The sequence below is a fragment of the Bradyrhizobium sp. SBR1B genome (assembly GCF_014198205.1).
Lineage (GTDB): Bacteria > Pseudomonadota > Alphaproteobacteria > Rhizobiales > Xanthobacteraceae > Bradyrhizobium.
The window spans coordinates 1-12,610 of the sequence record NZ_JACIHC010000014.1 but is presented as its reverse complement, the minus strand read 5'-3'; the positions used below and the strand labels follow the sequence as shown (position 1 = coordinate 12,610).

Sequence of the window (12,610 nt, the reverse complement as noted above, 5' to 3'; positions counted from 1 at the left end):
CGGTCGGGTTCCATGAAGGAACCCGACCGCGGGCAACGTTTATTTGGGCTCCAGCTTCAGCGCGGCCGAGTTGATGCAGTAGCGCAGGCCGGTCGGCCCGGGGCCGTCGGGGAAGACGTGGCCGAGATGGCCGCTGCATTTGGAGCAGAGCACCTCGGTGCGGATCATGCCGTGGCTGACGTCCCGCTCCTCGTCGACATGGCTCTCGACGGCCGGCTGGGTGAAGCTCGGCCAGCCGCAGCCCGAATCGAACTTGGCGTCGGATTCGAACAGCACATTGCCGCAGCCGGCGCAGACATAGGTGCCGGCGCGGTGGTCGTGCTCATACTCGCCCGAGAAGGGACGCTCGGTCGCCTTCTCGCGCAGCACCGCGTACTGCATCGGCGACAATTCGCGCCGCCACTGCTCTTCGCTCTTGATGACCTTGTCGTCCGTGGTTTTCATTTTGGTGTCGGGCATGGGTCTCCCGTTCTTGAGATGATCTCGCGATCAGTTGGTGGCCTTGCTGGCGCTCACCAGCGTCGGCTTTTCAATGTAGTTATCCGCGAACAGCTTTTTCAGGTTCTCGACCTTGGGCAGGTCGTTATAGGCGATGTAGGGCTGGTTCGGGTGCAGCGTCAGATAGTCCTGGTGGTAGGCCTCCGCCGGGTAGAACGCCTCCAGCGCGCCGACCTTGGTCACGATCGGCTTGCTGAAGACCTTGGCGCCGTTGAGCTGGGCGATATAGGCCTCCACCACCTTCTTCTGCTCGTCGGAGGTGGTGAAGACGGCCGAGCGATATTGCGTGCCGACGTCGGGGCCCTGGCGGTTGAGCTGGGTCGGGTCGTGCGCCACCGAGAAATAGATCTGGAGGATCTTTCCGTAAGAGATCTTCTTCGGGTCGTATTTGATCTCGACCGCCTCGGCATGGCCAGTCCGGCCGCTCGAGACCGTCTGGTAGTCGGCGGTCGCCTTGGTGCCGCCGGCATAGCCGGAGACCGCGTTGACGACGCCCGCGGTGTGCTGGAAGACGCCTTGGACGCCCCAGAAGCAGCCGCCGGCGATCACGGCGGTCTGGATCCCGCTCGCAGGTGCCGCATCCATGGCCGGGGCGGGGATCACGACCGCGTCCTCCGCGGCCTGAGACGGCGCGGCAAAGGCCAGCGCGAAGGTTAGCGAAAGGGCGGTGGTTGCGGCGAGCAGGGAGGCGAGGGCAGGTCGGCGCATGGCGGATCCTCTTTCGAAAGGTCTGACAGTCTAGGGCGGTCGGGGCCGGACGAACAGTTGCCCGGCTGCGTTTTCGCACCATCCGAGGTACGGACGCGGCCGCCGGTTGTTACGACGGGACGGACACGAGTCTATGAAATGAGCCGCGCGGGATAGAAGGGCGCCGGCGGCTTGGCGAGACCGGGAACTCCGCGCTAGATGAACCGGTGCGATCGATGATCGACTTAAGAAGAATCCGGCTGGAGCAGGCCTGACCCATGCTGCGCGTCGTTTCCCTGAGCCTTGTCATCCTGACCGCCGGCCTGTTCAGCGCGGCGGCCGACCCGCAGGCCGACGATCTCACCCTCTGCCGTGACCGCCAGGCGGAGGCCCAGGCCCGCGCGAGCGCCTGCGACAATCTGCTGAAGGCCGACAAGCTCACCGGCAAGGACAAGGCCATCGCGCTCTCCGTGCGCGGCAACACGCTGATCAGCAAGCGCGACTACGACCGCGCGATCGAGACCCTGTCCACCGCGATCGATCTCGATCCTGATTACGTCATTGCTCTCAACCTGCGCGGCCTCGCCTATGAGCGCAAGGGCCAGGATGACCTCGCCATGGCGGACTACAACCTCGCCCTCCAGAAGCGCCCCACCTACGGTGTCCCCTACAACAATCGGGGCGTCATCCACGCGCGCCGCGGCGCGTTGCAGAGCGCGCTCGACGATTTCAGCCTGTCGATCAAATACACGCCGAAATTCCTGCTCGGCTGGACCAATCGCGCCCGCGCGCGGACGCTGATGAAGGATTTCGACGGCGCGATCGCCGATTTCGCGGAGGCCGAGAAGATCGACCCGGCCGCGCCGCAGATCGCCAGCAACCGCTGCATCACTTACGGCATGATGGGCAGGTACGCGCAGGCCCTTGCCGACTGCAACGGCCTGATCGAGCGGCAGCCGAAAAACGTGTTCGCGATCAACAACCGCGCCGACGTCAGCATGATGAAGGGCGACCTCGACGCCGCGCTGAAGGATTACAACACGGCCATCCAGATCAATCCGAACAACATCCGCGCGCATTCCGGTCGCGGCCAGATCTACGAGCGGAAGAAAGATCTCGCGCAGGCGCGCGCCGATTACCGCGCGGCCGCCTATTCGCTGACGAAGTTCGACGAGCCCGACGTCGCCCGCGCCCGTGCCGTCGCGCAGGAGCGGCTCGCCGCGCTGACGCTGCAGGCGCCGGCCGGAGCAACCGGGCGCCGCGTGGCGCTGGTGATCGGCAACGGCGCCTACAAGAACGTCCATGCGTTGCCCAATCCGCCGCGCGATTCCAAACTGATCGCGAGCGTGCTGCGCGACGTCGGCTTCCAGAGCGTGATTTCCGTCAACGACCTCACCCGCGACAAGTTCTTTGACGCGCTGAAGGCCTTTGCGGAGGAAGCGGAGAAGGCCGACTGGGCCGTGGTCTATTACGCCGGCCACGGCTTCGAGATCGGCGGGGTGAACTATCTCGTTCCCGTCGACGCAAAGCTCGCCGCCGACAAGGACGCCGAGACCCAGGCGGTCGCCCTCGAGCAGGTGATCGCCGCGGTCGGTGCCGCGCGGAAAATGCGCCTCGTGGTTCTGGATGCCTGCCGCGACAATCCGTTCGCGCCGAGCATGCAGCGCACGCTGTCGCTGAAGCTGGTCGACAAGGGCTTTTCCAACATCGAGCCCGGCGCCGGCTTCATGGTGGTCTACGCCGCCAAGCACGGCGAGACCGCGATGGACGGCGACGGCAGCGCCAACAGCCCGTTTGCCACCGCGCTGGCCCGCGAGATCAAGCAGCCGCGCATCGAGATCCGAAAACTGTTCGACATCATCCGCGACGACGTCTGGGCTGCGACGAAGCACGAGCAGCAGCCATTCACGTATGGGTCACCGCCGGGACGGGAGGATTTTTACTTTGTGGCGGGGAAGTAAGGGGCGCGATATCCGTGCCTCGTTCACGGTGCCGTAGGGTGGGCAAAGCGACTTGTCCGCCGTAGCTCGAAGAGCGAAGGCGGAAGCGTGCCCACGCGTTTATTTGCTTATGGAGAGAGATCGTGGGCACGGCGCTATGCGCCTTTGCCCACCCTACGGCAGGGTCACACCACGATGCTCAGCCGTTTCGCTGCGCGCGTAATCCCCGTATACAGCCACCGCGCCCGCGAGTCCTGAAACGCAAAGCTCTCGTCGAACAGCACGACGTCGTCCCATTGCGAGCCCTGCGACTTGTGCACGGTGAGCACGTAGCCGTAATCGAACTCGTCATAGGGCTTGCGCTGCTCCCAGGCGATCTGCTCGACGCCGCCTTCGAAGCAATCGGCGCGCACCGAGACCTTGGTCACCTTGTGGCCGAAATCCTCGTCCGGCGACAGCCGCATCGAGAGAATGCGCGATTTCGAGCGCGAGGTGTTGCGCGACTTCACGCGCCACAGTCCGCCGTTGAACAGGCCCTTCTTGCGGTTGTTGCGCAGGCATACCAGCTTGTCGCCCGCGACCGGGAAGACGTCCTCGATGTTCTGGCGCTGCCGCACCCGCATGTTGTAGGCGCGCCGCGTGTTGTTGCGGCCGACCAGCACCTGGTCGGCGCCCATGACGCGGTCGGGATCGAGCTCCTTGCGCGACACCACCTCGCTCTCGCCGTAGCGGCCGATGTCGAGCTCGCGTCCCTCGCGCACGTCCATCGACATCCGCACGATCGGATCGTCCTGCGCCTGGCGGTGCACCTCGGTCAGCATCGCGTCGGGCTCGGTGTTGGTGAAGAAGCCGCCGCCCTGGATCGGCGGCAGCTGCGCGGGATCCCCGAGCACGAGCAGCGGGCAGTCGAACGACATCAGGTCGCGGCCCAATTCGGCGTCGACCATCGAGCATTCGTCGATCACGATCAACTTCGCCTTCGAGGCCGGCGCGTCGTCCCACAATTCGAAGCTCGGCTGCTCCTCGCCGGATTCGCGGGCGCGGTAGATCAGGGAGTGGATGGTGGAGGCGTCGTCGCAACCCTTGTTGCGCATGACGAGGGCGGCCTTGCCGGTGAAGGCCGCGAATTTCACCTCGCCGTCGACGCCTTCGGCGATGTGCCGGGCCAGGGTCGTCTTGCCGGTGCCGGCAAAGCCGAACAGGCGGAAGATCGGCGGCGTGCCATTGCGGCCCGGCCTGGCCTTCAGCCAGTCGCCGACGGCCTTGAGAGCGGCATCCTGATGCGGTGTGAAACTGGCCATATCTGTCTTGAGGAAGGGCGAAACGAGGCGATTCGCCATCCCCCAAAACTAACCATTCGCCCCGCCGGTTCAAGCGGGGCGAACCCGGTTGCCTTTTGGTCCTACTGCCAGCCGGGAACGCCGCGCATGTCGGGCAGCTGGTGGGCGATGCCCTTGTGGCAGTCGATGCAGGTCTTTTCCTTCGTGAACAGGAAGCGCTGGTGCGCCACCGAGGCCCGCGGCGACTGCTTGGTGATGTCCATGGAATCGGCACTGTGGCAGTTGCGGCATTCCAGGGAATCGTTGGCCTTGAAGCGCGCCCATTCGTGCGCGGCGAGCTCGAGGCGATGATCCTGGAATTTCTCGCGGGTGTCGATCGTGCCGAAAATCTTGCCCCAGACCTCCTTGGAGGCCTGCATCTTGCGCGCGATCTTGTCGGTCCAGTTGTGCGGGACGTGGCAATCCGGGCAGGTCGCGCGCACGCCGGAGCGATTGCTGAAGTGGATGGTGGATTTCAGCTCGGCGTAGACGTTGTCCTTCATCTCGTGGCAGCCGGTGCAGAATTTTTCGGTGTTGGTCAATTCCAGCGCGGTGTTGAAGCCGCCCCAGAAGATAACGCCGGCGACGAAGCCCGCGAGCACCAGCGTGCCGAGCGCGAACACCGAGCTCGGCCGGGTCAGCACACGCCAGAGCTCCAGCGCAAAGTCCCAGCTTCGCGCGATGAAGCCGCGCTTGGTTTTCAGCTCTGCATTGGGCTCGTCAGCAGTCGTCGTCATCGGCGGCCACCCGGGCTTGCACGCGAGAGCAGCGTGTCGATGTCGACGAAGTCGTTGCTCACGGGCGGATTGGCGGTGTTCTGCGGCACGTGGCATTCCGTGCAGAAGAAGCGCCGCGGCGAGATCGAGGCGAGGAACTGGCCGTCGCGGTCCATGAAATGCGTGATCGAGACCATCGGCGCCTGCGATTCCGCCGTGCGTGCCCGCGCATGGCAGGACAGGCATTTGTTGCCGTTGAGGTCGATCTGATAGCCGTCGATCGTGTGCGGGATGACCGGCGGCTGCTCCGGATAATTGCGCACCTCCTTCTCGGACGTGTTGCGGTTCGGCAGCATCGGCGGCGCCGGGCCCTCGTCATTGAGTGGAGCCGGACCGCGCAGGCCCGAGGTGACGGTCTGTGCGGTCAGCGAGCTCGAGGCCGCGGCGATCGCGAAGGCGAGCAAGGCGATTGCAGATCGTTTCATCATGACAGGCTCACCCGCTCGATGCGCACGGCACATTTCTTGAAGTCGGTCTGCAGCGAAATCGGATCGGTCGCGTCCAGAGTCACCTTGTTGATCAGCTTGGACTCGTCGAACCACGGCACGAAGACGAGGCCCTTCGGCGGCCGGTCGCGACCGCGCGTTTCGACCCGGGCGCGGATGAAGCCGCGGCGGGAGACCACCTTCACCTCGTCCCCGCGACGGAGCTTGGCATCCGCCGCGTCGTCCGGATGCATGAAGCACACGGCTTCGGGGAAGGCCTTGTACAGCTCGGGCACGCGGCGCGTCATGGTGCCGGAATGCCAGTGCTCCAGCACGCGGCCGGTCGAGAGCCAGTAGGGATATTCGTTGTCGGGCGATTCCGCCGGCGGCTCGTAGGGCAGCGCGAAGATGCGCGCCTTGCCGTCGGGATAGCCGTAGAACTGCACGTCGGTGCCCTGCTTGACGTAGGGATCACTGCCCTCGCGGAAACGCCACTTCGTCTCCTGGCCGTTGACGACGGGCCAGCGCAGGCCGCGCTCGCGGTGATAGATGTCGAACGGCGCGAGGTCATGGCCATGTCCGCGGCCGAACTGGGCGTATTCCTCGAACAGGCCCTTGTGCACATAGAAGCCGAAGGCCTTGGACTCGTCGTTGAGATAGCCCGGCTCGATGTCGGTCACGGGGAATTTGTCGACCTGGCCGTTCTTGTAGAGCACGTCGAACAGCGTCTTGCCGCGAACCTCGGGCTTCTTGGCGATCAGCTCCTCGGGCCAGACCTCCTCGATCTTGAAGCGCTTGGAGAACTCCATGAGCTGCCAGAGATCGGATTTCGACTCGCCGGGCGCGGGGACGAGCTGGTGCCAGAACTGGGTGCGCCGCTCGGCATTGCCGTAGGCGCCTTCCTTCTCCACCCACATCGCGGTCGGCAGGATCAGATCGGCGGCCAGTGCCGTCACCGACGGATAGGCATCCGAGACCACGATGAAATTGTCGGGGTTGCGGAAGCCGGGATAGGTCTCCTCGTTGGCATTGGGGCCGGCCTGGAGGTTGTTGTTGACCTGCACCCAATAGGCGTTGATCAGGCCGTCCTTCAGCATCCGGCTTTGCAGCACGGCGTGCGCGCCGTTCTTGTCGGGAATGGTGCCTTCGGGCAGCTGCCAGATGTGCTCGGCGTGGTCGCGATGCGCCTTGTTGGTCACGACCATGTCGGCCGGCAGCCGGTGCGAGAAGGTGCCGACCTCGCGCGCGGTGCCGCAGGCCGAGGGCTGGCCGGTCAGCGAGAACGGGCTGTTGCCGGGCGAGGAGATCTTTCCGGTCAGGAGATGGATGTTGTAGACGAGGTTGTTGCACCAGACGCCGCGGGTGTGCTGGTTGAAGCCCATGGTCCAGAACGAGACCACTTTGGTCTTGGGATCGGCGTAGAGCTCGGCGAGCGCCTCCAGCCGGTTCAGCGGCACGCCGGACATCTCGGCTGCCTTTTCCAGCGTGTATTCCGACACGAACTTGACGTACTCGTCATAGCTCATGTCGGTGGAGTCGTTGGCCTTCGCTGCACCCGTTGCCTTTTTCTGAAGCGGATGCTCCGGCCTCAAACCGTAGCCGATATCGGTCTGCCCCCGCCTGAAAATCGTATGCGCGGCGACGAAGTCCTTGTTGACCCGGCCGGTCTTGATGATGTGGTTGGCGATGGCGTTGAGGATGTAGAGGTCGGTCTGCGGCTTGAACACCATGCCGATGTCGGCGAGGTCGAACGAGCGGTGCTCGAAGGTCGAGAGCACGGCGACGCGGACATGCGGCGCGGACAGCCGGCGGTCGGCGAGGCGCGTCCACAGGATGGGGTGCATCTCCGCCATGTTGGAGCCCCACAGCACGAAGGCGTCGGTCGCCTCGATGTCGTCGTAGCAGCCGGGCGGCTCGTCGATGCCGAAAGTGCGCATCATGCCGGCGACGGCGGAAGCCATGCAGTGCCGCGCATTGGGATCGATGTTGTTGGTGCGGAAGCCGGCCTTGAACAGCTTCGAGGCTGCATAGCCTTCCCAGATCGTCCACTGGCCGGAGCCGAACATGGCGACGCCGTTGGGGCCGCGCTTCTTGATCGCCTCCTTCCACTTCACCTCCATGGTGTCGAAGGCTTCGGTCCAGGATACGGGCGTGAACTCGCCGTTCTTGTCGTATTTGCCGCCCGTCTTGCGCAGCATCGGCTGCGTGAGCCGGTCATGGCCGTACATGATCTTGGAGAGGAAGTAGCCCTTGACGCAGTTGAGGCCGCGGTTGACCTCGGCCTTGATGTCGCCATGGGTGGCGACGACGCGATTGTCCTTGGTCGCGACCATCACCGAGCAGCCGGTGCCGCAGAAGCGGCAGGCGGCCTTGTCCCATTTCATTTCGCTGTTGTCGCGCTCGGTGATGAGATTGGCGGCGAGCGCCGGAGCCGGCATGCCTGCTGCGGCGGCCGCAATCGCGGCGGCCTCGAGCTTCAGCATCTGGCGGCGGTCGAGCTTTGGCGATGTCATGATGGCTCTTCCTGAACTCAGGCGGTTTCGATGGCGTGGAAGACCAGCGCCGCGGAATAGACGTGTTGCAGCGACTGGATGGTGTTGAGCAGGGTGCCGAGGCTGCCGGCATCGGGCGCTTCGGTCACGACGACGAGTTTGCCGCGTGGGTCGCGGCCATGGATCTCGCAGCCGGGCAGGGCGGTGATCTCAGCTTCGAGTTCGGCGAGGCGCTCGGGGCGCGCCTGCACGATGATGCTGGCGATTTCGGCGCCCGGTGGCGGCACGATGCGGTCGGTGCTGAGCACGCGGCCGGTGATCAATGCGCGGCGGTTGAGTGAAGCTTGGGCCATGATGCCGGTCTTTCGCTTGGAGGAGATCAATGCGGGGAGGGCGGCGGGCCGGGAGGGCCAGCAAACATCTGGTAGATCCAGACGCCGAGCCCATAGGAGCCGACTGTTCCGACCGCGAGGACGGGCATCACGATCGCGGTCAGGAATAGGAAAGCGAAAATCTCCATGCGCTTGCGGCGCACGCGCGAAGTCGTGTCGTCAGGGGCCGACATATTCGGTCTCTTCGGGATGGTATGGGAAGCGGGACGGCATCCGGGCCGTTGCCTTGCAGCCCTTTTGCTGCAATCGGGCCGTGGTGGCGTTGATCTGGATCAACCTGTCGACTTGCGCGGATGTCGCAGCGGCGGCGCCGAGGCGGGTATAGGTCGCCATGCCAGGCTCGGGATCAGTCTCCCGCGCGGCGGAATTGCTGCTCCGTAGACAGCTCCGCCTCACACCTTAAGATGAGCTTAACAACAATAAAGCGGGAGAGCGACGCCATGAAGTTCGGCATCTTCTACGAGCTGCAACTGCCGCGGCCCTGGGTGGCCGGCGACGAGCTCCGGCTCTACCAGAATGCCCTCTCGCAGATGGAGCTCGCCGACAAGCTCGGTTACGACCATGCCTGGGTGGTCGAGCATCACTTCCTCGAGGAATATTCGCACTCGCCCTCGCCGGAATCCTTTCTCGCCGCGGCCAGCCAGCGCACGAAAAACATCCGGCTTGGCCACGGCATCCTGCAGCTCACCACCAATCACCCGGCGCGCGTTGCCGAGCGTGTCGCGGTGCTCGATCTGCTCTCGAACGGGCGCTGCGAGTTCGGCATGGGCGAGAGCGCGTCCATCACCGAGCTCACGCCGTTCGGCCGCGACATGGAGACCAAGAAGGAGATCTTTGAAGAAGCCGTGCAGGCGATCTTCCCGATGTTCAAGGACGCGGGCAGCGAACATCACGGCAAGTATTTCGACATTCCCCTGCGCAATGTCGTGCCAAAACCGGTGCAGAAGCCGCATCCGCCGCTGTGGATGGCGTGCTCGCAGCTGCCGACCATCGAGCGTGCCGGCCGTCACGGTTTTGGCGCGCTCGGTTTTCAGTTCGTCAGTGCGGATGCCGCGCATGCCTGGGTGCACGCCTATTACAACGCGATGACCAAGCGGCTGCATAAACTGGCGGACTACCAGATCAACCCGAACATGGCGCTGGTCTCGTTCTTCATGTGCGCCAAAACGGATGAGGAGGCGCGCGCCCGCGCCGACGGCGCCACCTTCTTCCAGTTCGCGCTGCGCTTCTACGGTGCCTCGCAGAACCGCCAGCGGCCCGCGCCCTACACCGTCAACATGTGGGACGAGTACAACAAGTGGAAGCGCGACAATCCGGAGGCGCAGGAGGCGGCCTTGCGCGGCGGCCTGATCGGCTCGCCCGAGACGATCCGCAGGAAGCTGAAGCGCTTTCAGTCCTCGCATATCGACCAGGTCATCCTGCTCAACCAGGCCGGCAAGAACAGCCACGAGCACATCTGCGAATCGCTGGAGCTGTTCGGCCGCGAGGTGATGCCGGAGTTCCAGAACGACCCGGCGCAGGTCGAATGGAAGCAGGGCGTCATGAGCGGCGAGATCAAGCTGGAGGAGATCGACACCGAGGCGTTCACGGACCGCTACGGCAAGCTCGCGGTCAACGTGGCGCCAGCGAAGGCGGCCGGGTAGGGGATCTGCATCCGGCATGGGCCCCGGCTCTGCAGCGCATCACTAAAGTGCTGCGCTGCGTCCGGGGCACGAGACTGTCAATCGACGCAGCCGCTCTCGTGTCCCGGACAAGCCGCAACGCGCCAGCGTCGCGGCGCAGAGCCGAGACCCAGAAGCGGCATACGGAGGCGTTGCCGGCTTTCGGCGCCCGATCGTTGCTGCTATCCTTCCGCAAAACAGCGTCAGACGGAGGAAACCAATGCGGCCCGACGGAACGGCCACAACTCCAGCGGCTAGTGACATCACGCCCGCGGTGCTCGCCATCGGCCGCTCCGATTTCCCCAAAGTCCTCATCGACACGCTGCGCCGCCACGCCGATGTCGGCCATTGCATGGTGTTCGCGCTGAGCCGTGCCGGTGCCGCGACCTGCCTGCTCGATGCCGGCAATATCCCGATCGGCGGCGATCTCGGCGCCGCCTATGCCGGCCAGTTCCACGAATCCGATCCCAACCGCGATGCGCTGTTCGAAGGCGAGGGCACTGGGCCGATCATGCTGCCGAGCTTCGCACCCCGCATGTACGGCGCGCGATACCGCAAGATCTTCTTCCACGATTCCGGCATCGTCGACAAATGCGCGACCGCGATCTGGACCGGCGACACCTGCTTCTACGTCAACTTCTACCGCATCACGTCCCAGGGCCGCTTCAGCGCCGCGCAACGCGAACGGCTGCAGACGATCGCGCCCGCGATCGGCGCCAGCGTCGCGCGTCATTTTCAGCAGGCCGCGACCGCGACGCCCGATCAGAACCTCGCCACACTGTTCGCGACGCGCGCGCCACTCTCGGACCTGACACCGCGCGAGCAGGAGGTCTGCCGCCGCATCCTGCTCGGTTTCAGCTCCGAAGCAATCTCGCAAGGACTCGGCATCAGCCTGCATTCGACCCTGACCTACCGCAAGCGCGCCTATCAGCGGCTCGGCATCTCCTCGCAGAACGAATTGTTCGGAATCGTGCTTGGCCTGCTGGCAGGGCCACACGGACTGAACTGAGGGGACCGGGAGTCCGCGATACCTGCTTCGGAAAGCAAAGCGGACACGCAGTCCACCTACGGGGATCGTCGCCTTTTGACCCGAAGCCGACGCCACTCCTCGCCTCCAATGTGCTAGACTGAGACCCGGTCAAATGCTCCCGGGATCCTCATGAAGCGGCGCGAGTTCGTCACGCTGATTGCTGGCGCTGCGGCATTGCCGCTCAAAGCCCGCGCACAGCGGGCTGGCCAGCGGTACCGCGTTGCGGCATTGGGGCCGGTACCGCTCAGCTTCTTCGATGAACTGGGCAGAGCCGGCTTTGTCAGAGGCAAAAACCTCGAGATCGACAGCCGTGGCGAAAGGGCGGCTGCCGCGTCTTATGCCAGTGTGGCCATTGAACTGGTCGAGGCAAGTCCACATGTGCTGATGGCAGTCGGGGCCGAAGCAGGGCGCGCAGCACAGAAAGCAACGCAGCGTATTCCAATCGTGGTGATCGCGGACGACTTGCTTGGCAGCAAGCTGGTCGCCTCGATGCCGCATCCCGAAGGTAACACCACTGGTGTTGCCATCTTTGCGTTTCAGCTCGACGCCAAGCGATTGGAGCTGCTGCATGAAGCACTGCCAGCTGTCCGGCGAATAGCCGCTCTCGCAGACCGCCTGCCGATACCAAACATGAGTACTCTCGAAAGCGCCGCCAAGAGGCTCGGCGTCGAGATCGTTCCGTTTGCCGCACGATCCGAGGAAGATCTCATCCGTGTGATTGACGCTTTGAAGGTCGAAGAGATCGGGGCCGTCAACCTGCTGGCCTCGCCGATCTTGGCATCGAAATTCCAGTACCTGATCCGCGATCGGCTGGCCCTCCGCCGCCTGCCCGCCATTCTGCAGTGGCCCGAGCAGGCGGAAGAAGGCGGACTGATGGGATACGGTCCCCGCCTCAGCGCGGTTTTCCACCAATGCGCGCGTCAGGTCGCAAGACTATTGCGAGGCGCAAAGGTAGCCGAGGTGCCTGTTGAGCAGCCGACAAAGTTCGAACTGGTCATCAATCTCAAGACAGCCAAAATGCTAGGTGTCGAAATGCCGCCGATGCTACTCTCTCGTGCCGACAGGACGGTCGAGTGAGTTCTCGGCTTCCGTTTCTGGCGCCTTAGCTGCCTTCTGTTTCTGGCCTCAGAATGTCGGCTGTCGGGCTGGGAGCAGTCAAGGTCGCAGCGTGTCCGCTCCGTCGGCCTATTCAGAGAAGCGCGTTGTCCGCAGTGCTAGCTCACTATCAAGCGGTGCTCCCAATTTTGATGCCGCCGAACAAGAGCCCGTCGTTAACCATCGCTGACGGTTCCCGCCTAGGGTCTGTTTGGATTCAGGATTCTCATTCCCGCTTGATTGTGATTCAAGCTTGGAATGAACCGATTCGTTTTGACTGATGCCCAATGGGCGA

General features: G+C 64.2%; 14 protein-coding genes. 4 read left to right on the top strand and 10 right to left on the bottom strand.

The genetic code is table 11. From position 1 onward, the window contains the following. Positions 1-39 precede the first annotated feature (39 nt). Complete coding sequence (msrB, locus tag GGD61_RS28220) at positions 40-459, bottom strand: peptide-methionine (R)-S-oxide reductase MsrB (RefSeq protein WP_092260430.1); 420 nt, start codon at positions 457-459, stop codon at positions 40-42. Between the two features lie 30 nt (positions 460-489). Continuing rightward, positions 490-1,206, bottom strand: a complete 717-nt coding sequence (gene msrA, locus GGD61_RS28215) for a peptide-methionine (S)-S-oxide reductase MsrA (protein WP_018318377.1) — start codon at positions 1,204-1,206, stop codon at positions 490-492. A gap of 257 nt (positions 1,207-1,463) precedes the next feature. Here msrA and GGD61_RS28210 point away from each other — a divergent pair, with 257 nt between their 5' ends. Beyond that, positions 1,464-3,146, top strand: coding sequence for a tetratricopeptide repeat protein (locus GGD61_RS28210; RefSeq protein WP_183231673.1), 1,683 nt, complete (start codon positions 1,464-1,466; stop codon positions 3,144-3,146). Positions 3,147-3,310: 164 nt separating this feature from the next. Here the strand turns inward: GGD61_RS28210 and GGD61_RS28205 are convergent, their stop codons facing one another. The 7 genes from GGD61_RS28205 to GGD61_RS28175 form a co-directional block, all read right to left on the bottom strand. Next, complete coding sequence (locus tag GGD61_RS28205; protein ID WP_026202009.1) at positions 3,311-4,426, bottom strand: ATP-dependent RecD-like DNA helicase; 1,116 nt, start codon at positions 4,424-4,426, stop codon at positions 3,311-3,313. Positions 4,427-4,527: 101 nt separating this feature from the next. Further along, the gene (locus tag GGD61_RS28200) at positions 4,528-5,181 is read right to left on the bottom strand and encodes a NapC/NirT family cytochrome c (RefSeq protein WP_018318380.1); all 654 of its coding nucleotides are present in this window, start codon (positions 5,179-5,181) and stop codon (positions 4,528-4,530) included. Then, the gene (locus tag GGD61_RS28195) at positions 5,178-5,648 is read right to left on the bottom strand and encodes a nitrate reductase cytochrome c-type subunit (protein WP_026202010.1); all 471 of its coding nucleotides are present in this window, start codon (positions 5,646-5,648) and stop codon (positions 5,178-5,180) included. Before GGD61_RS28195 ends, GGD61_RS28200 begins: the two co-directional genes overlap by 4 nt. Further along, positions 5,645-8,158 carry a nitrate reductase catalytic subunit NapA gene (napA, locus tag GGD61_RS28190; protein ID WP_183231672.1) on the bottom strand — a complete coding sequence of 838 codons (2,514 nt, stop codon included), beginning with the start codon at positions 8,156-8,158 and terminating at the stop codon, positions 5,645-5,647. Before napA ends, GGD61_RS28195 begins: the two co-directional genes overlap by 4 nt. A gap of 17 nt (positions 8,159-8,175) precedes the next feature. After that, positions 8,176-8,490, bottom strand: coding sequence for a chaperone NapD (locus GGD61_RS28185; RefSeq protein ID WP_026202011.1), 315 nt, complete (start codon positions 8,488-8,490; stop codon positions 8,176-8,178). 26 nt (positions 8,491-8,516) lie between these two features. Next, a complete protein-coding gene (gene napE / locus GGD61_RS28180) occupies positions 8,517-8,702 on the bottom strand; it encodes a periplasmic nitrate reductase, NapE protein (RefSeq protein WP_018318384.1) in 186 nt (61 codons plus the stop codon). After that, positions 8,689-8,862, bottom strand: a complete 174-nt coding sequence (locus tag GGD61_RS28175; protein ID WP_177237302.1) for a hypothetical protein — start codon at positions 8,860-8,862, stop codon at positions 8,689-8,691. Before GGD61_RS28175 ends, napE begins: the two co-directional genes overlap by 14 nt. Positions 8,863-8,969: 107 nt before the next feature. On the opposite strand from GGD61_RS28175, the gene GGD61_RS28170 reads away from it, so the two are divergent. The 3 genes from GGD61_RS28170 to GGD61_RS28160 all read left to right on the top strand — a co-directional run bounded on the left by GGD61_RS28170 (position 8,970) and on the right by GGD61_RS28160 (position 12,297). Next, entirely contained in the window at positions 8,970-10,172 is a 1,203-nt protein-coding gene (locus tag GGD61_RS28170; protein ID WP_092260439.1) for an LLM class flavin-dependent oxidoreductase, read from the top strand. 238 nt (positions 10,173-10,410) lie between these two features. After that, a complete protein-coding gene (locus GGD61_RS28165) occupies positions 10,411-11,199 on the top strand; it encodes a helix-turn-helix transcriptional regulator (protein ID WP_183231671.1) in 789 nt (262 codons plus the stop codon). Between the two features lie 150 nt (positions 11,200-11,349). Next, positions 11,350-12,297, top strand: coding sequence for an ABC transporter substrate-binding protein (locus tag GGD61_RS28160; RefSeq protein ID WP_183231670.1), 948 nt, complete (start codon positions 11,350-11,352; stop codon positions 12,295-12,297). Positions 12,298-12,405: 108 nt separating this feature from the next. Here GGD61_RS28160 and GGD61_RS40260 read toward each other — a convergent pair. Continuing rightward, positions 12,406-12,610, bottom strand: a 205-nt coding sequence (locus GGD61_RS40260) for a hypothetical protein (protein WP_210311221.1), incomplete at its 5' end; no start/stop codon positions are given.